The organism is Isoptericola sp. NPDC060257, assembly GCF_042726645.1.
Lineage (GTDB): Bacteria > Actinomycetota > Actinomycetes > Actinomycetales > Cellulomonadaceae > Isoptericola > Isoptericola nanjingensis.
In genome coordinates this window covers 1-17169 of the sequence record NZ_JBHXAW010000001.1, presented here as the reverse complement: position 1 = coordinate 17169, position 17169 = coordinate 1, and the positions used below count along the sequence as shown (strand labels likewise).

Below are 17169 nucleotides of genomic sequence, written 5' to 3'. Positions count from 1 at the left end.
CAGGCTCGTGCCGTGACCGCCGCCGCGAGCCCCCTCGTCCCGCTCCGTGTCGCCCTCCTCGGGTCGGGCGCGGGGAGCACCGCCGACCACGTCCTGGGGTCGGGCGCCGCCGACGTGCGGCTCGTGCTCGGGAACAACAGTCGGTCAGGGATCTTCGACGTCGCCCGGCGGCACGGCGTCCCGACCGCCCACCTCAGCGGCGTCACGCACCCGGGCCCGGGCGACCTCGACACCGCCGTCCTCTCCGCCCTCGACGGCGCCGGGGCCGACGTGGTGGTGCTCGCCGGGTACATGAAGAAGCTCGGGCCGCGGGTCCTCGCCCGCTACCAGGGTCGGATCCTCAACACGCACCCTGCGCTGCTGCCGGAGTTCGGCGGCGCCGGCATGTTCGGCGACCACGTGCACGAGGCCGTCCTGGCCTCCGGCCGCACGGTCTCCGGTGCGACGGTCCACGTGGTGACGGCGGACTACGACGAGGGACCCGTCGTCGCGCAGACCGAGGTGCCGGTCCTCCCCGGCGACGACGTGCCTGCCCTGCGCGCCCGGGTGCAGGCCGCGGAGAAGGCGCTCCTCGTCGACGTGCTGCAGGCCTGGCGCCCCTGAGCGGGTCAGGCCTCAGCCGCGCGCGAAGGCGAGGCTCTCGGCGACGACGGACACGACCGCGTCGACCTCCGCGGCGTCGCGCGGGCCGTAGATCATGTACTCGGTGCCGAAGTCCTCGTACTGGTGCGGTTCCGCCCACCCGAGCGCGACGAGCTCCTCGCCGCGCTCGTGCGGCAGCACCAGGTGCACGCTCGTGTCGGTCACGCCGTGCAGGTGCACCGGCTCGAGGCGGCGGCCCGGCGCGAGGTTCGTCGCCGGCTCCCGCTCCCGCTCGAGGTCGGCGAGGAAGACCGCGCGCGAGGACTTCGGCGACACCTGGCTGTGGCCCTCGACGACGCCGTCGAGCGCGAAGACGCGGGCGACCAGATCGCCCCACAGCGCAGGGGACGAGCGTTGGGTGAGCTGGCGGTGCGGGCCCTCGTCGGACGTGTCAGGACGGTCGCCCGGGCGGGCGGTGGTCAGGTGCGGGGAGGTCGGCACGGTGGCACCGTACCCGCCCCGGCAGCCGGGACGTCAGCCCACGACAGCCAGGGCGAGCACGCCGGCCGCGACGGCGAGCGGCGCCACGACGGCGCCCTGGGTGACGACGCGGCGCATCAGGCCCGCCGGGGCGGAGAACGTGTGCCGCCGGTACTGCTGGAGCCACAGCAGCGTGGCGAGCGACGCCCAGGGCGTGATCAGCGGCCCGGCGTTGACGCCGACGAGCAGCGCCGCCAGCCGGGCGTCGTCGCCCGTCACGGTCGGGGCGAGCGCCAGGTAGGCGGGCAGGTTGTTCACCGCGTTCGCCGACGCCGCGCCGACGGCGGCGACCTGGGCGAGGGACCCTGCGTCGTCGCCCGTGCCCACGAGCGGGGTGAGCAGGTCCGTGAGGCCGTGCGCGTGCCACGTGCCGACGGCGGCGAACAGGCCGGCGGTGACCACGACCGTGCGCCACGGCACGAGCTCGCGGACCGGCACGAGCAGCGGCACCCGGCGCCACGCCGTCGCCGCCCCGAGCGCGACGACGGCGCCCAGCGCCACGGGCAGGACCGGCAGCCCGGCCGCGAAGCCGGCACCCATGAGGACGACGACGACCCCCGCGATCCACAGCAGCACCGGGTCGGCGGCCCGGCGAGGCTCCGGCAGGGCGTACGTGCCGCGCAGCGCCGGCGCGTGCAGGACGGCGAGCGCGGCGACCACGACCACGAGCACCGCGGCGGCGGGCGCGACCATGACGCCGAGGTACCCGGCGTCGAACGACGGTGCGGCCATGAGGTTGGTGAGGTTGGAGACCGGCAGCAGCAGCGATGCCGTGTTGGCGAGCGCCAGCACGGTGAGCGCGAGGGGGAGCGGGTCGCGGCCGGCGCGGCGGGCGACGGCCACGACGGCCGGGGTGAGCAGCACGGCCGTCGTGTCGAGGGACAGGACGACGGTGCAGAGGGCCGCGACCGCGGCCACGAGGAGCCACAGCGCCGGCGCCCGCCCGCGGGCGAGTCGCGCGGCGCCGTCCGCGACGGCGTCGAACAACCCCGCGCCCGCGCAGAGCTCGGCGACCACCGTGAGCAGGACGACGAAGCCGAGCACCGGCCCGGTCAGTGCGGCGAGGGCGCGGGCCTCGGCGGCCGGCAGCGCCCCCGACAGCGGCAGGACCACCACGAGCACCAGGGCGGGCACCCACAGGGGCGGCAGGAGCCGTCGCGCGGGGCGTGTCACGGGCCGAGCGTAGACGCCGGCCCGACCTCAGCCGTATCGACCGACGATGTAGTGATCGACCCCCCGCCGGCAACTGAGGGGTATGAGCACTCGACGCCGACGCCCCGGGGACGCCTCCGCGCCCCTGATCTTCGCGCTCGTGGCGCTCGGCTGCGCCACCGTCTGGGTCGTGTGGCTGGGCGTGCTGATGCTCACCGACGTCTCGGGGCCGCAGCCGGCCGGCTGGGGGCTGGCGGCGGGCGGGGTCGCGGTGCTGGTCGCCGACGGTCTGCTGGTGGCGTCGCTGCTGCGCGGCCCGACGCGGATCGTGGCGCACGACCCGTCCGGCACACGGTGGTCGTTGCGCGCGGCCCCGGTGCCGGTGCGCCTGGCGACGTCGGAGCCCCTCGAGCCCGGGTCGCGCGGGGCGGCCCTCGCGGCCCAGGTCGTGCGTGCCGCCACCCGGCCCGGCACCGCGGACCGGGTCGACCGGGCGCGCGCCGTCCTGGTGCTGCGCCAGATCCTGGAGGTCGCGCAGGCCTCCGACGGGCGGGGCGGCTCCGGCGGCGACGCCGAGTGGGCGCGGGTGCGCGCGGCCGTCGTGGACCTGACCCTGCGGGCGTCGGACCACCCGCCGCACCCGGTCACCCCGCTGCCGTGGGAGGAGCACCTCGCCGCGCCGCAATGAGCTGCCTGCGGCGCCCGTCCGGCCTGATCAGGGGCTCGCCGGGCGGGCGTCGCCGGCGTCGGTCATTCCTCGTGCCGCGTCCCGTCGTCGAGGTACCAGACCAGCTCCGCCTCGTCGAGGGCGTCCCCGTCGCCGGTGCTCCACGCGACCCAGTACCCGTCGGACAGCTCGGCGGGGATCACGCTGCCGTCCTCCGTCTCCAGCTCGACGCTCGCGACGTCCTCTCCGGCGAAGCCCGTCAGCACCTGGGCGCCGTCCGTCGAGGTACCGATCTCCACCGCCGCCACGTCCCGCGCCGGGGCGGCGTCAGCCTTGCCGTTCGTCACGGTCCAGGCCTGGTACGGCGGGGACGCCTCCTGGACGCACATGACGAGCTCGCGCCGGTCGTTCATCATCGCGGTGAGCCCGAGGTCGTCGTAGCGTCGCTCGATCAGCGGTCGGAGGCCGCGGACGTCGGGGCCGTCGGTGCACCGCTGACGACGCTGCTCGGTCAGCGCCGTGGCCGGCTCCCCGTCCTCCGGCCAGGCGCTGTCGAGCGACAGTGACCGCTCGGCGTCGTGCTCCCGCCACTCCAGGGAGACGCGGGCGTCGGTCGGCACGCGGTCGCCGGGCATCATGACGGTCCAGCCGGCACCGTCCCGGACGGCGTCGACGACGAGCACGGACCCGGGGGAATCGACGTCCTGCGGAGGTTCCACCTGGAGCCGGACCGCCCCGGCGCCCGGGCCGACGTCTCCCCAGACGACGTACCAGTCGTCGTCCAGGACCCCACCGAGGGTGACCTCCCCGTCCGACGCCGTGGGCGCGGGATCGGTCCACAGCGTGCTCGTCGACGTCGTGCCCCCGACGCCGCTCGCGTACGAGCAGAAGCCTGTCATGCCGGTGGTCGGCGACCGCAGCATCGTCAGGTCCGCCCCGCCGACGGTGTCGTGGGCGAGCGTCGCCCAGGCCGGGTCGAGCTCGGACCCTCCGGGCACCGCGGACGCCATGAGGTTCGCGGCACAGGAGTCTGCCGGGGAGGCGGGCCCGGGCGCCGGCTGCTGCGCCAGCACGAGCCCGACGCCGACGACACCCACGACGCCGGCCGCGGCGGCCGCCCCGAGCCGCACGCGTCGCCGGCGGCGCTCGCGGGCGGTGCGGCCGCGGCCGAGCGGCACGACGACGTCGTCGTCGACCACGGGGAGCAGGCCGCCGCCGTCGCCCTCGTGGCGCGCGCGGGCCTCGTCGAGGTCGAGCACGTGCGCGTCGCCGACGCGTCGGCTGCGGGAGGGTCCGGACCCGTCGCGGCCGCCGCCGAGGGACTCGTCGAGCACCTCGTCGAGCGCGGCGCGGGCGGCGTCGAGCCGCGCGGGGTCGGGGGACGTGGTGGGGGCGAGGCGGGCGAGCCGCTCGTCGATGCCGGCGGTGCTCATGCGGACCTCCTCGAGGACGCGGCGGAGCGAGGAGTGTCGGTGTCACCGATGGCGGGACGGGCGGCGGGGCTGTCGGCCGGGCCGCCGGCAGTGCTGTCCGCAGAGCCGGCGAGCCGCCGTCGGGCGCGGTGCAGCCGGACGTGGAAACGCGGCGGTGCTGCACCCGGCGACGTCGGCCGCGTCGGCGGGCGCGAGACCGTCCCACGCGACCAGGAGGATCGCCTCCCGCTCGCGCTCGCCGAGGCGGGCGAGGCCGCGCAGCAGGGCGTCGCGCTCGACGGCGAGCGCCTCGGGGGCGGCCTCCGGCAGGGGAGCGGAAGCCGCGAGGGCGGCGAGCTCGTCGTCGAGGCGGCGCCACGCCACGAGGAAGGTCTCGGAGAGCACGTCCTGCGCCATGTCCGGGTCGGTGTGCCGCCACAGGTACGCCTGGACGCGGACGGCGTGCGCGCTCCACAGCGCGGACAGTCGTTCGCGCCGTGCGGCAGCGCCGTCGGGAGCGTCGTCGGGGGTGCTCACACGACGTAGTGTCCCGGGCCGGTCGCTCCTTACACGCGATCTCGGGCCGTCAGGCGGGCTGCTCCCCGGGCTTCACGGCGAGCACGGGGCACGCCGCGGTGAGCAGGATGCGCTGCGCGACGGAGCCCATGAGCAGCTTGCCGACGGGGCTGCGGTGCCGCAGCCCCACGACGACGAGGCGCGCGGAGAGCTCGGCCGCGACGTCGAGCACCTGCTCCGCGACGTCGCGCCCCATCTCCTGCCGCACGACGTGCGGCAGCCCGGTGCCCCGCAGCCGCTCGGCCAGGTCGGCGAGCCCGCCGGGGGCGGCGAACCGCTCGTCCACCAAGGCGTCGCCGCGGGTGCCGTTGACGACGGCGACTCCGCGCCTGCCCGCGGCGGCACCCTCGGCGGCCCACGCGATCGCGTGCTCCAGCGCGGCGTCGCCGAACTCGTCGGGCGTCCAGGCCACCACCACCCAGCCGTCGGCCGGGGGCGGGGTCTGCTCCTGCTCGCTCATCGCGTGCTCCCTTCCAGCTCGGTCTCGGGCTCGGCCTCCGCGACGATCCGCGACTCGGTCCTGTTCCGCCACCGCGACAGCAGCGGGCGGGTCAGCAGCACCAGCGCCAGCACCGCGTAGATGGCGATGGCGAGCGGCTCGCTCCACAGGATGGCCGGGTCGCCGCCGGAGATGGTGAGCGCCTCGCGCAGCTTGGTCTCCATGAGCGGCCCGAGGATGACGCCGAGGATCAGCGGCAGCACCGGCAGCCCGAACCGGCGCATCGCCATCCCGAGCAGGCCGAACACGAGCAGCAGGGCGATGTCGAACGGGTCGAGGTTGGTGGCGTAGGCGCCCAGGCAGGCGAAGAACAGGATGCCCGCGTACAGCTGGGGCCGCGGGATGCGCAGCAGCCGCGCCCACAGCGGCGCGAGCGGCAGGTTGAGCACCAGCAGCAGCAGGTTGCCGATCAGCAGGCTGGCGAGCAGCGTCCACACCATGTCCGCGTGCTCGGTCATGAGCTGCGGGCCGGGCTGGATGCCGTACCCCTGCAGCGCGGACAGCATCACGGACGCCGTCGCCGTCACGGGCAGGCCGAGCGCCAGCATCGGCACGAGCATGCCCGCGGCCGAGGCGTTGTTCGCGGCCTCCGGTCCGGCGACGCCCTCGATGGCGCCCCGGCCGAACTCGTCCTTGGCGTCCGCCCGCCGCTTGGCCACGCCGCGCTTCGCCAGGCTGCGCTCGGTGACGAACGACAGGAACGTCGGCAGCTCGGCGCCGCCCGCGGGCAGCGCGCCGAAGGGGAACCCGTACGCGGTGCCGCGCAGCCAGGGCTTCCACGACCGGCGCAGGTCCGCGCGGCCCAGCCACGGCTGCCCGACCGGCACGACGCGGGCGGGCTTGCGCCGCAGGTGCGCCGCGACCCACAGGGCCTCGCCGAGGGCGAAGATGCCGACGGCCACCACCACGATGTCGAGGCGGTCCACGAGCTGCGTGACGCCGAACGTCAGGCGCGGCTGCCCGGTGTTGAGGTCCAGCCCCACCAGGCCGATCGTCAGGCCGACGAACAGCGACATGAGGCCGCGCAGCGGGCTCGCGCCGAGCACGGTCGCGGTCATGACCAGCGCCAGCACCATGAGCGCGAAGTACGACGGCGCGCCGATCTCGACGGCGACGTCGGCCAGCGCGGGCGCGAACATCGCGACGAGCAGCGTGCCGATCGTGCCGGCCACGAACGACCCGAGGGCGGCGGTCGCCAGCGCCTGCGCGCCCCGCCCGGCGCGGGCCATGAGGTTGCCCTCGAGCGCCGTCATCACGGACGCGGACTCGCCGGGCGTGTTGAGCAGGATCGACGTCGTCGACCCGCCGTACATGCCGCCGTAGTACAGGCCGGCGAACATGATGAACGCCTGCGTGGGCTCCAGCCCGAACGTCACGGGCAGCAGCAGCGCGATCGCCATCGCCGGCCCGATGCCGGGCAGCACGCCGACGAACGTGCCGAGCAGCACGCCCACCGCGGCGTACAGCAGGTTCATGGGGGTGAGGGCGGCGGCGAGGCCGTCCGCCAGCAGTCCGAGGTTGTCCATCAGAGCCTCACAGGATCCCGTCGAGGACGCCGGGGGTGAGCGGGATGCCCAGCCCGACGACGAAGCCGTACCAGCTGGCCACGGCGAGCACGAGGCCCACCAGCACGTCGCGGATCACCGTGCGGCTGCCGAGCGCCCACGCCGACCCGGCGAACAGGACGGCGCCCGCGAGCGCCCACCCGAGCCAGCTCACGGTGGCGACGGTCAGCAGGATGACGCCGACCAGCTTCAGCACCGTGGGCCAGTCGGCGGGGGTCGTGACGTCGACGTCCTCGCCCGCCTCCGGCTCGGGGCGCGAGCCGCGCGCGGTCGCGACGGCCAGCAGGATGCTCGTCACGGCCAGCCCGGCGCCGATCACGAACGGGAAGATGCGCGGGCCCACGGGGTCGGCGAACCCGACCTCGAGCGTCGCGGCGTCGTAGACGGTGTACGCGCCGACGACGAGCAGCACGGCCGCCAGCCCGTACTGGGCGGCGTCGACGCGGGGCGTGGCCGTCGTCGGCGTCTCCTCCTGGGTGCTCACAGCAGGTTCAGCTCCTTCAGGGTGGTCGACACCCGCTCGTCCTGCTCGCGCAGGAACTGCTCGAAGTCGTCGCCGGTGGTGAAGGCGTCGGTCCAGCCGTTGTCGGCCAGGGCCTCCTCCCACTCGGGCGAGTCGTGCATGCGGGTGAGGTAGTCGACGAGCCGGTCGCGCGCCTCGTCGCTGATGCCGGGCGGGGCGACGACCCCGCGCCAGTTGGTGAAGACGAGGTCGATGCCGGACTCGGTGAGGGTCGGGACGTCGGCGAAGGCGTCCCCGGCGACGCGCTCCTCGCCGGAGACGGCGAGCACGCGCAGCTCGCCCGCCTCGATCTGCCCCTCGAACTCGGCGAGGCCGGAGAACCCGACCTGGATCTTGTGGCCCAGCAAGGCGCTGGTCAGCGGGCCGCCGCCGTCGTAGGGCACGTACCGCAGGTCCTTCGGGTCGACGCCGGTCGCCTTGGCGAGCTGCATGGGGAACAGGTGGTCGGGGCCGCCGGGCGACGACCCGCCGCCCACGACCACGGAGCCCGGGTCGTCCTCCCACGCGGCGACGAGGTCGTCGATGGTCTCGAACGGCGAGTCCGCGGGGACGAGCACGCCCCCCTGCTCCTCGATGAGCTGGGCGATCGGCGTCGCGTCGTGCGGGCGGGCGTCCACGCCGAACGAGTACGTGGAGCCGACCACGCCGAGCCCGAGCGTCATGAGGAGCCGCTCGTTGCCCGCCTCGCCCATGAGCCGCGACATGGCGACCGAGCCGCCCGCGCCGAGGATGTTGGTGACCTGGATGTCGCCGCCGGTGATGCCGTCGCGGTCCAGGACGCCGACGGCCGCGCGGCCGGTCTGGTCGTAGCCGCCGCCAGGGCTGTTGGGGATCCACATGTCGAGGTCGGTCGAGTCGTCGCCGCGCGTGACCCCGCAGGCGGCGGTCACGGCGACCAGGGCGGTCGCCAGGGTCGCGGCGACGGCGGCGCGCAGGCCGCGTCGTCGGCGGGATGTCGTCGTCGACACCGGGTACTCCAGACTGTCGGTGCTGCGGGGCGGCTGTGCCCCGGGTGAGATCGTCACAGGTGACCGCCGGGCGCGTCATCATTGGGCAACCAAAGGAGGTTGTGGAACTTGCGGTCACGACGTTCGCGCGGCACCCGGCGGCACCTGACGCTCGGCGGTCAGGTGCTGGCGCTCCAGCTCGCCGTGCTGCTCGTCGTCGTCGCCGCGGCCGCCGTCGTCTTCCTGGGGCAGGCCGACGCCGCGTTCCGCGACGACCGCGCGGACCGCCTCGAGGTGGCGGCCGAGGGCCTGGCGGGCATCCCGGCGGTGCAGGCGACGCTCGTCGCCGACGCGCCCGACACCCAGGCCCTCGCGTTCTACCTGCAGAGCCGCGCGGCGTACGTCGACGCCCGCAACGCCTACCTCACCGACCCCGAGGGCCGGATCCTCGTCGCCACGGACCCGACCCGCAGGGGCGAGCGTCTCGACCTGCCCGACGACGCCGCCGCGCGCGCCGGCAGCGGCGACGTCGACGACGTGGCGGGGCGCTCGATCGCGGCGTGGGTGCCGGTGTACGGCGGCAGCGACCCGGTGCCGCAGCCGCGCGCGCCGGAGCCGGTCGCCGTCGTCGTGCTGGCCGACCCGTACCCGCCGCTGACGGAGCGGCTCTCGGACGCCGGCGGCGACGTGCTCGTGGTGCTCGGCATCGGCACCGCGCTCGCGGCGGCGGGGTCGTGGCTGCTGGCGCGCCTCGTCAAGCGGCGCACGCGCGGCCTGGAGCCTGCCCAGATCGCGGCGCTCGCGGACCACCGCGAGGGCGTCCTGCGCTCGATCCGCGAGGGCGTCGTCGTGCTGGGCGACGACGGCGCGGTGAGCCTCGTGAGCGACAGCGCCCGCGAGCTGCTCGGCCTCGCGGACGACGCGCCCGACCCGACCGGGCGCCGCCTGGAGGACCTGGGCCTCGACCCCGCCGTCCTGGACCTGCTGCAGGGCACCGACGAGGTGCACGACGCCGTCCTGGTCGCGGGCGACACCGTGCTGGTGCTCAACCGGCGCCGCGTGCTGCACGACGGCCGCCCGGCCGGCACGGTGACCACGCTGCGCGACCGCACCGAGCTGCTGGCGCTGCAGAGCGAGCTGCACGCGCGCGAGAGCGTCACGGAGACGCTGCGCGCGCAGACGCACGAGTTCAGCAACCAGCTGCACACCGTCTCCGGGCTGATCGAGCTGGGGGAGTACGACGAGGTGGGGCGGTTCGTGGAGCGGCTCACGCGGCGGCGGGCCGACCTGAGCGACGTCGTGACGACGCGCGTGGCCGACCCGGCGGTGGCGGCGCTGCTCATCGCCAAGGCGACGCTCGCGGACGAGCGGCACGTGGAGCTCGTCGTCGACCCGGGCAGCGCGCTGCCGCGCCTCGACCCGGACCTGTCCGCGGACGTCGGCACCGTGCTCGGCAACCTCGTGGACAACGCCGTCGACGCCGCGGCCTGGGCCGCGGGCCCGGACGCGCACGGCGTCTCGGCGCCCGCCATGGTCCGGGTGCGCCTGGCGCTGGACGGGCCGGCGCACGACGTCCTCGTCGAGGTCGCGGACACCGGGCCCGGCGTGCCGCCCGAGCAGGCCGACACGATCTTCCGGCGCGGGTGGAGCACCAAGCCGCACGGCGCGACCGGCCGCGGCGTGGGGCTCGCGCTCGTGCACGTGCTGGCGCAGCGCCGCGGCGGGCGGGTGACGGTGCACAATGGCGACGCCCCGGCCGGGGAGGGCGGCGCCGTGTTCATCGCACGGCTGCCGCGGGCCGTCGCGGGCACCGGACGGACCGATCAGGGGGAGCAGCAGGCGTGAGCCTCGACGTGCTGGTGGTGGAGGACGACTTCATGGTCGCGTCCATCCACCGCCGCTTCGTGGAGCGGGTGCCGGGGTTCCGGGTGGTCGGCGAGGCGCACTCGGGCGCCGACGCGCTCGCCGCCGTCGAGGCGCTGCACCCCGACCTCGTCCTCCTCGACGTGCACCTGCCCGACATGAGCGGCATCGAGGTGCTCCGCCGCCTGCGGGCCGCGGGCCACGACCTCGGCGTCGTCGTCATCACCGCCGCCCGCGAGGCCGACACCGTGCGCGCCGCCGCGGCCGGCGGGGCGGCGCACTACCTCGTCAAGCCGTTCGCGTCCGACGACCTCACGGCGCGCCTCCAGGAGTTCCGCCGCGCCCGCGCCGCGCTGGCGGGGCTGGACGACGACGGCGCCGCCGGCAGCCCGGCCGACATCCAGGCCGACATCGACGCCGTCTTCGCCCGCCCGCCGCAGGCGTCCGCGCCGCGCGACCCGCTGCCCAAGGGCCTCAGCCAGGAGACCGCCGACGCCGTGCTCGCCGCGCTCGCGGACGGCGCGGAGCTCAGCGCCACCGAGTGCGCCGACGCCGTCGGCGTCAGCCGCGTCAGCGCCCGCCGCTACCTGGAGCACTTCGCGACGACGGGGCGCGCCGCGGTGCGCCTCAACTACGGCACCGCGGGGCGCCCCGAGCGCCGCTACCGGCTGCGCTGAGCCGGCGGCGGCGCCCGCCGGGCGTCAGGGAGCGGACGCCCGGCGACCGATCAGGAGCCCGAGCCCGGCCCGTACACGAACGCCTCGATCATGCCGCCCTCGACGAGGTCCACGCGGGCGCACGAGGCGCCGTCGTCGACCACCTCGGTCGTCGGCACCTCGAACTCCTCGTCCGCGTACGCCTCGTCGACGACGGCACGGGCCTCGTCGAGCGAGACGCACTCGTCCACGATCCGCTCGCGCAGGGCGTCGATCGTCGGGTCGTCGTCGGGCCCGTGGAGCCGCGCGAACGGGTCGTCGGACGCGAAGACGACGACCTGCCGATCCCCGGCGTGCACCTCGCCGTCGGAGCACGGCGGCGCGGCGCCCGGCACGGCGTCGGGCGCCGGCGCGGACTCCGGCGTGACCACCGTCCAGTCCTGCAGACCGAGCCGCTCGATCTCGCCCTGCGCCCAGGCGACGGCCTCGGGGACCGTGCGGCACCCGCTCCTGCCGCCGTCGACGGTGTCGGCCACGCTCCTCTGGAGCTCGACGACGCCGCCCCCGACCGCCTGCGTGCCCTCCAGCCGCTGCACGCCCTCGGGCACCTGGTCGGCGGGGGCCACGATCGTCTGGCCGTCCCACGCGAAGGCGACGGGGTCCTCGATCGGGGGCAGCCCCTCCTCGGCGAGCAGCGTGGTGCAGTCGGCGTACGGGTCGCCGGTGATCCACGAGCCGGCGGCGTCGAGGTGCAGGCCCTCGGCGGCGTCCGCGTCCCAGACGTGCACGCAGGCGACGCCCTCGCCGCTGGAGCCCTGGAACGCCTGGATCGCCGCGTACGCGACCCCGCCCCCGGTGAGGGCGGCGGCCAGGCCGATCGCCACCGCGCCGCGGCGCCCGAGCCGGCGTCGCCGGGGGAGCGGGTCGTCGGCGGTGGGGAGGGTCGGCGCCGTCACGCCGTCGGTGCTCGTCATGGTGATCTCCTCGCGCAGGGCGGCGAACGCGGCCTCGTCCACGGCGTCGAGGTTCGCCCGGCGAGCCGGGTCTGCGGCGCTCAGCCGCTTCGTCAGGTCGCTCATCACGCCTCCTCGGTTCCGGGGCGGGCCGGTGCCCACCCGCTGATCACCTGTCCGGCCGGGTCCGTGCGTTGCACGGCCCGGTCGGTGCGCCGCACGCGGGGGACGTCGTCCGCCGCGGCGAGCGCGGCCAGCTGGTCGGCGAGCCGTCGTCGTGCACGGTGCAGCCGGACGCGGACCGCCGCGCGGGAGATGCCGAGCACGAGGGCGATCTCCTCCCGTGCCAGCTCCTCCCACGCGACCAGCCGCAGCAGCTCCTGGTCCTCGTCGCCGAGGCGCGCGAGCGCCCGTTCGACGTCGCCGACGTCGTCGTCGGACGGCGGCGGCACCGCCTCGACGACCTCGGCCCGCAGGCGGTCGGCGAGGGCGAGGCGGCGTCTGGTCCCGCGGTGGAGGTTCGCGAGGACACGGCGCGCGACGCCGAACATCCACGGCCGCGCGTCCGCGCCCGCGGGGACGTCCTCGATGCGCCGCCAGGCGACGAGGAACGCCTCGGCGACGACGTCGGCGGCGTCGGCGGGGTCGGCGACGCGCCGCACCGCGTAGGCGAGCAGCGGGCGGTGGGTGGCCTCGAAGAGCGCGGTGAAGCGCGCCTCGTGGTCGGGCGGTTCGGGGGCTGGCATCGGTGGCCCTTCGGCGGGGAGACGGTGACGACGGTGTCATGTCCTGCTCGGGTCAGAGCGTTGCAGGCACGTCCGGCGACCGGTCGTCGCCCAGCACGCGCGCCGTGATCCGGGGCAGCGCGTCCGCCAGCGCGGCGGGCCGCGGGGTGCGGGTGACGAGGGTGATGCGCACCGTCCCGGGCACCGGCGACGGCACCACGCGGTCCCCGGGGACCGCGTACCAGCGGGCGGTGAGCTCGGGCATGAGGGCGGGGCAGCCCAGCTCGCGCGCGATGCGGAGGGTGGCCTCGGTGGTGGGGCCGCGGCGCGGGACGGCGCCCAGCGCGGACAGCCGCCGGTGGGTGGCCTCGCCGGCCAGGTCGATGAGGCTGTAGACGACGGTGCGGCCCGCGAACGGCCGGCCCCCGGCGGCGAGCGGGGCCACGCCGTCGGGCAGCACGACCACCCGCGGCGACTCGCCCAGCGGGGTGCGCTGCAGGCCGCGCGGCACCACGATCTGCTCCGCGACGGTGACGATCGCGGCGTCCAGGGTGCCCTCGTGCACCTGCCGCACGAGGTTCGGACCGTGGTCGACCTCCGGCAGGATCGTGACCTCGGGCAGCTCGAGCTCGACGGCCGTGAGCACCATCGGGCTGAGGGCCTGGATGGTGCCGACCGACAGGGTCGGCGCGGCGACGGCGGCGAGCACCTGGTCGGGCAGGGCGTCCAGGTCGGCCAGCAGCCCCGCGGCCAGGCGGGCGAGCTCGCGGCCGGCCGGGGTGGGCCGGGCGCCGGTGGTGTCGCGGTCGAACAGGGGCGTGCCGACGCGGCGCTCCAGGGCGGACAGGCGGCGGCTCGCGGACGGCTGCGCGACGAGCAGCTCGCGGGCGGCAGCGCCCACCGAGCCGTGCCGCGCGACCGCCTCGGCGAGCTGCAGGTCGTCCACCGTCAGGCGGGAGGTCATGCCCTCAGCGTATGAGCGAGAGGCCCGCGACGCCGTCTACCGGCGTCGTCCGCGGCGGCCGAGGATCGAGGTATGCGCCGTCCCCTGCAGATCCTCACCGCCATCACCTTCGTCACCTGGGTGGGTGCGCGGGTCACGGCCGTCGCGCTGCCGCTCGTGGCGCTCGCCGAGACGGGCGAGGCGTGGGCCACCGGCCTCGTCGGCGGCATGTCGGGGCTGCCGCTGCTGACGGTCGGCTGGTGGGGCCGCGGCCTGCGCGAGCGGCTCGTGTCCGGGCGGGCGCTCGCCGTCGTCATGCTGGTGCAGGTGGCGGGGCTCGCGATCGTGCCGGTCGCGGCGCTCGTCGGACACGTGGGAGCGGTCAGCCTGTGCGCGTCCGGGCTCGTGACCGGTGTCGCCGGCGCGCTGCTCGGCCCCGCGGAGCGTGCGCTCGTCGCCGACCTCGCGGACGCCGGACGCCACCGCCCCGACGGTTCGGGCGGTACCGCCGCCCGGTGGCTCGCGTGGCAGGACCTCGCGCACCGGGTGTCGATGATCTTCGCGCCGCCCCTGGGCGCGTGGCTGGTCGTGGCATGGGGCGCGGAGCCGCTGCTGTGGTGCCAGGCCGCCGTCGTGCTCGCGGCGGCCGCGGCGATGCGGGGAGTCCCGCGGGCGGAGGGCCGCGCCCCGGCGCGGGGAGAGGCGGCGCGGGGCGAGGCGGTGCGGAGCGAGGCGGAGCCGACGGCGGTGCTCGCCGTCCTGCGCGCGCACCCGCAGGTCGCGGTGGGCATCGTGGCGGCGGGCGTCGGCGGCCTGTGCTGGTTCGGCTTCAGCCTCGGGCTGGCCGTCCTCGGCGTGGAGCACGGGATGCCCGGCGCGCTCGTCGCGGCGGGGATGAGCGGTTACGGCGCGACGTCGGTCGCCGCGTCGCTGGCGGCGCCTCTGGTCGTCGACCGGCTGCCGCGCCTTGCGACGGCGGTCGGGACGTGGGCGGTGCTCGGGCTGTCGTTCGCGGCGCTCCCGGCGGTGGTGCCGAGCGTGGCGGGCGTCGCGCTCGTGTCCGCCGTCGGCGGCCTGGCGACGCCGTTCGGGATCGCCGCGCTCAACGCGCTGATCAGCGAGCAGACCTCCGGGCCCGAGCGGCGCGCGGCGTTCACCGCCGAGACCGTGCTGCACTCGGGTGGCGCCTCGCTGGGGCTGCTCGTGGGCGGCGCGGTCATCGGGTGGGTCGGCGCCGGGTCGGTGCTCGTCGTCGTGGGCGGGGTGCAGGTCCTCGTCGCGGGCGTCGGGCTGCTGGCGGCCCGGGCCCTCGGCGCCCGCGGGCGGGCGACGGCCGAGGTGCCGGCCGCCGCCGTCAGCGGCTGAGGGGCGCCGCGCCGGGCTCGGGCTCGTCGTAGGCCGCCCGTGCCGCCTCGACGTCGGGCAGGACGGACGTGGACCACGACAGCAGGGCGTCCACGAGGTCCTGGAGCGTGCTGCCGAGCCCCGAGACGCGGTACTCGACAGCCACCGGGCGGGAGCTGAGGAGCCTCCGCTCGACCATGCCGTTGCGTTCGAGCCGCCGGAGCGTCGCGGTGAGCGACTTCTGGGTCACGGCGGGGATGCTCCGGCGCAGCTCGTTGAACCGCTGCGGTCGTTCGCAGAGCGACTCGAGCACCTGGAGCGACCACCGGTCGAGCACCTGGTCGAGCAGCTCACGGTGGGCGGGGGCGAGGGCGGCGGGGGAGGTCTCGTGCACGACACCTAGTCTCGTTGAAGTGGCCTGAGGAGACCAGGTAGACACGGGATACCTGATCGCCCCACCGGAAGGACGTCCCGTGACCGTCGACCTGCGCACCCCGCCCGGCATGCTCCAGCCCGTCCCGTCCCGTACCACCACGTCGCGATCGGCCTCGGGTCCCGGCAGGTGCACGTGGCCGGGCAGGTCGGCCGCGACGCCGACGGGTCCCCGGCCGCCGTCGGCGACCTCTCCGGCCAGGTCGCCCGGGCGCTGCGTCACGTCGCCCGGGGGCTGGCCGGCGCCGGGGCCGGGTTCGGTGACGTGGTCCGCCTGCGCTTCCTCGTGGTCGGCTGGCGCCCCGAGATGTACCCCGACCTCGTGGCGGGGATCGAGGCGGTCGTCGAGGAGCTCGGCATCCCGCAGCCGTGGCCGCCCGCCACGCTCGTGGGCGTGGAGAGCCTGTTCGAGCCGGACGTGCTCGTCGAGATCGAGGCCACCGCGGTGCTGGACTGACGAAGCCGGGCGCGAGAGATGAAACCCTGGGGCCATGCGTCTCCTTCTGCTGCGACACGGCCAGACCCCCTCCAACGTGGCGGGGCTGCTCGACACCGGCGCACCCGGCCCTGGGCTGACCCCGCTGGGCGAGCAGCAGGCCGCCGCCGTGCCGGCCGCGCTGCGGGGGCGGCGGATCGACGCCCTGGCGGTGTCGTCGCTGGTGCGGACGTCGTACACCGCCGGCCCGCTGGCCACCGACCGCGACCTGCGCCCCACGGTGCTCGACGGGCTGCGCGAGGTCGAGGCCGGAGCCCTCGAGATGTCGTCCGACCTCGCCGACCATCACACCTACCTCGAGACGGTGTTCGCCTGGTCGCGCGGCGATCGGGCACGCCGCATGCCCGGCGGGCCCGACGGCGACGCCTTCCTCTCCCGGTTCGACGACGCCGTCGGGGCGCTCGCGGCGGACGGCCACGACGTCGTCCTCGCCGTCTCCCACGGCGCCGCCATCCGCTCGTGGTCGGGCGCGCGCGTCCGCGGCCTCGACGTCGACGAGCTGGCGTACACCCCGCTCGCCAACACCGGCCTCATCGAGGTCGAGGGCGACCCGGTGTCCGGCTGGCAGCTGGTGGACTGGCGCCGCGAGCCCGTCGGCGGCGCGCAGCTCGACGCCGTCGTCGCCAACGACCCGACCGGCGAGCCCGTCGACGACTGACGGGCGGCTCACCCCACCAGGCTCGCGGCGAGGGTGCCGATCATCCCGAGCCCCAGCAGCCCGAGGACGCCGCCCGCCGCCCTGGTCAGCCACGGCAGGAGGCGGGCCAGACCCGCGAGCGCCCGCTCGGAGCCCAGCGCGACGGCGACGAACAGGTCCCACGCCAGCACGACGGCGACCATCCAGGCGCCGTAGAGCGTGCGGGCGCCGGCGGACGCGGCGGTGAGGGTGGCGGCGAGGCTGGCGTAGAACAGCGCGTTCTTCGGGTTGAGCAGCCCGGACGCGAGGCCGAGGCCGAGGTTCCGCGTCCACGAGGTGCGCCCGACCCTGACCGGGGCGGCGAGCTCGACATCGGCCCGGGCGCGCAGGAACGCGATCCCCATGACGATCAGGAACACGCCGCCTGCGCCCTGGACCGCCAGGAGCACCGTGGGGTTCGTGACGACGGACAGCCCGCAGAACGCCACGGTGACGAAGACGCCGTTCGCACAGGCGATCCCGACGCACGCGCCGCTGGCGCTGCGCCAGCCGCTGGTCATCGTGGTGCGGGCGATCAGGAAGAAGTCGACCCCGGGGATCAGCAGGGCGAGGAAGTGGGCGACGGCGACGGCGAGGAACTGCTCCATGCGGGCATGC

At 76.3% G+C, this 17169-nt stretch carries 20 protein-coding genes; 7 read left to right on the top strand and 13 right to left on the bottom strand.

Annotated features, from left to right (window positions below; translation table 11 throughout):
- Positions 1-12 precede the first annotated feature (12 nt).
- The gene (locus tag ACFWEK_RS00100; protein WP_430552669.1) at positions 13-603 is read left to right on the top strand and encodes a phosphoribosylglycinamide formyltransferase; all 591 of its coding nucleotides are present in this window, start codon (positions 13-15) and stop codon (positions 601-603) included.
- Positions 604-615: 12 nt separating this feature from the next.
- Here ACFWEK_RS00100 and ACFWEK_RS00095 read toward each other — a convergent pair whose 3' ends face one another.
- Together ACFWEK_RS00095 and ACFWEK_RS00090 are read right to left on the bottom strand one after the other, a co-directional pair.
- On the bottom strand, positions 616-1083 hold the full coding sequence (locus tag ACFWEK_RS00095) for a luciferase family protein (RefSeq protein WP_430552668.1): 468 nt from the start codon (positions 1081-1083) through the stop codon (positions 616-618).
- Between the two features lie 33 nt (positions 1084-1116).
- Positions 1117-2295: an SLC13 family permease gene (locus ACFWEK_RS00090; protein WP_430552667.1), complete on the bottom strand. Its 1179-nt coding sequence runs from the start codon at positions 2293-2295 to the stop codon at positions 1117-1119.
- 82 nt (positions 2296-2377) lie between these two features.
- Between ACFWEK_RS00090 and ACFWEK_RS00085 the strand changes: the two genes are divergently transcribed.
- The gene (locus tag ACFWEK_RS00085; protein WP_430545963.1) at positions 2378-2962 is read left to right on the top strand and encodes a hypothetical protein; all 585 of its coding nucleotides are present in this window, start codon (positions 2378-2380) and stop codon (positions 2960-2962) included.
- A gap of 62 nt (positions 2963-3024) precedes the next feature.
- Here ACFWEK_RS00085 and ACFWEK_RS00080 read toward each other — a convergent pair whose 3' ends face one another.
- Genes ACFWEK_RS00080 through ACFWEK_RS00055 form a run of 6 tightly spaced genes read right to left on the bottom strand, consistent with a single transcriptional unit; the run spans position 3025 to position 8484 of the window.
- Entirely contained in the window at positions 3025-4374 is a 1350-nt protein-coding gene (locus ACFWEK_RS00080; protein WP_430552666.1) for a hypothetical protein, read from the bottom strand.
- 42 nt (positions 4375-4416) lie between these two features.
- A complete protein-coding gene (locus tag ACFWEK_RS00075; protein WP_430552665.1) occupies positions 4417-4890 on the bottom strand; it encodes an RNA polymerase sigma factor in 474 nt (157 codons plus the stop codon).
- A gap of 49 nt (positions 4891-4939) precedes the next feature.
- Positions 4940-5389 (bottom strand): universal stress protein, encoded by a 450-nt coding sequence (locus tag ACFWEK_RS00070; RefSeq protein WP_430545967.1) that lies wholly within the window; start codon positions 5387-5389, stop codon positions 4940-4942.
- Positions 5386-6954: a tripartite tricarboxylate transporter permease gene (locus tag ACFWEK_RS00065; RefSeq protein WP_430552664.1), complete on the bottom strand. Its 1569-nt coding sequence runs from the start codon at positions 6952-6954 to the stop codon at positions 5386-5388. Before ACFWEK_RS00065 ends, ACFWEK_RS00070 begins: the two co-directional genes overlap by 4 nt.
- Positions 6955-6961: 7 nt before the next feature.
- Positions 6962-7477, bottom strand: a complete 516-nt coding sequence (locus ACFWEK_RS00060; RefSeq protein WP_430552663.1) for a tripartite tricarboxylate transporter TctB family protein — start codon at positions 7475-7477, stop codon at positions 6962-6964.
- Positions 7474-8484, bottom strand: coding sequence for a Bug family tripartite tricarboxylate transporter substrate binding protein (locus ACFWEK_RS00055; RefSeq protein WP_430552662.1), 1011 nt, complete (start codon positions 8482-8484; stop codon positions 7474-7476). Before ACFWEK_RS00055 ends, ACFWEK_RS00060 begins: the two co-directional genes overlap by 4 nt.
- Before the next feature lie 108 nt (positions 8485-8592).
- Between ACFWEK_RS00055 and ACFWEK_RS00050 the strand changes: the two genes are divergently transcribed.
- Together ACFWEK_RS00050 and ACFWEK_RS00045 are read left to right on the top strand one after the other, a co-directional pair.
- Complete coding sequence (locus ACFWEK_RS00050) at positions 8593-10308, top strand: ATP-binding protein (protein ID WP_430545971.1); 1716 nt, start codon at positions 8593-8595, stop codon at positions 10306-10308.
- Complete coding sequence (locus ACFWEK_RS00045; protein ID WP_430545972.1) at positions 10305-11003, top strand: response regulator; 699 nt, start codon at positions 10305-10307, stop codon at positions 11001-11003. Before ACFWEK_RS00050 ends, ACFWEK_RS00045 begins: the two co-directional genes overlap by 4 nt.
- Positions 11004-11053: 50 nt before the next feature.
- On the opposite strand, the gene ACFWEK_RS00040 is transcribed toward ACFWEK_RS00045, so the two are convergent.
- From ACFWEK_RS00040 to ACFWEK_RS00030, 3 genes are read right to left on the bottom strand one after another with little or no spacing between them, the layout of a single operon-like run.
- Entirely contained in the window at positions 11054-12061 is a 1008-nt protein-coding gene (locus ACFWEK_RS00040) for a hypothetical protein (RefSeq protein WP_430552661.1), read from the bottom strand.
- Complete coding sequence (locus tag ACFWEK_RS00035) at positions 12061-12681, bottom strand: RNA polymerase sigma factor (RefSeq protein WP_430552660.1); 621 nt, start codon at positions 12679-12681, stop codon at positions 12061-12063. The genes ACFWEK_RS00040 and ACFWEK_RS00035 overlap by 1 nt, the downstream gene beginning before the upstream one ends.
- 52 nt (positions 12682-12733) lie before the next feature.
- Positions 12734-13624 carry a LysR family transcriptional regulator gene (locus ACFWEK_RS00030; RefSeq protein WP_430552659.1) on the bottom strand — a complete coding sequence of 297 codons (891 nt, stop codon included), beginning with the start codon at positions 13622-13624 and terminating at the stop codon, positions 12734-12736.
- 72 nt (positions 13625-13696) lie between these two features.
- Here ACFWEK_RS00030 and ACFWEK_RS00025 point away from each other — a divergent pair, with 72 nt between their 5' ends.
- Positions 13697-14968, top strand: coding sequence for an MFS transporter (locus ACFWEK_RS00025; RefSeq protein WP_430552658.1), 1272 nt, complete (start codon positions 13697-13699; stop codon positions 14966-14968).
- On the opposite strand, the gene ACFWEK_RS00020 is transcribed toward ACFWEK_RS00025, so the two are convergent.
- Entirely contained in the window at positions 14958-15341 is a 384-nt protein-coding gene (locus ACFWEK_RS00020; RefSeq protein WP_430545977.1) for a winged helix-turn-helix transcriptional regulator, read from the bottom strand. The two genes, ACFWEK_RS00025 and ACFWEK_RS00020, sit on opposite strands and share 11 nt — an antisense overlap.
- Positions 15342-15509: 168 nt before the next feature.
- On the opposite strand from ACFWEK_RS00020, the gene ACFWEK_RS00015 reads away from it, so the two are divergent.
- Entirely contained in the window at positions 15510-15836 is a 327-nt protein-coding gene (locus ACFWEK_RS00015) for a RidA family protein (protein WP_430552657.1), read from the top strand.
- Between the two features lie 34 nt (positions 15837-15870).
- A complete protein-coding gene (locus ACFWEK_RS00010; protein ID WP_430552656.1) occupies positions 15871-16533 on the top strand; it encodes a histidine phosphatase family protein in 663 nt (220 codons plus the stop codon).
- Between the two features lie 8 nt (positions 16534-16541).
- On the opposite strand, the gene ACFWEK_RS00005 is transcribed toward ACFWEK_RS00010, so the two are convergent.
- A partial coding sequence (locus ACFWEK_RS00005) for a LysE family translocator (RefSeq protein WP_430552655.1) occupies positions 16542-17169 on the bottom strand: 628 nt, incomplete at its 5' end.

Coding starts and splice junctions, on each gene's coding strand:
- ACFWEK_RS00030 (WP_430552659.1), bottom strand. CDS start 13,624: ATGACCTCCCGCCTGACGGTGGACGACCTGCAGCTCGCCGAGGCGGTC.
- ACFWEK_RS00040 (WP_430552661.1), bottom strand. CDS start 12,061: ATGAGCGACCTGACGAAGCGGCTGAGCGCCGCAGACCCGGCTCGCCGG.
- ACFWEK_RS00010 (WP_430552656.1), top strand. CDS start 15,871: ATGCGTCTCCTTCTGCTGCGACACGGCCAGACCCCCTCCAACGTGGCG.
- ACFWEK_RS00035 (WP_430552660.1), bottom strand. CDS start 12,681: ATGCCAGCCCCCGAACCGCCCGACCACGAGGCGCGCTTCACCGCGCTC.
- ACFWEK_RS00070 (WP_430545967.1), bottom strand. CDS start 5,389: ATGAGCGAGCAGGAGCAGACCCCGCCCCCGGCCGACGGCTGGGTGGTG.
- ACFWEK_RS00080 (WP_430552666.1), bottom strand. CDS start 4,374: ATGAGCACCGCCGGCATCGACGAGCGGCTCGCCCGCCTCGCCCCCACC.
- ACFWEK_RS00065 (WP_430552664.1), bottom strand. CDS start 6,954: ATGGACAACCTCGGACTGCTGGCGGACGGCCTCGCCGCCGCCCTCACC.
- ACFWEK_RS00025 (WP_430552658.1), top strand. CDS start 13,697: ATGCGCCGTCCCCTGCAGATCCTCACCGCCATCACCTTCGTCACCTGG.
- ACFWEK_RS00085 (WP_430545963.1), top strand. CDS start 2,378: ATGAGCACTCGACGCCGACGCCCCGGGGACGCCTCCGCGCCCCTGATC.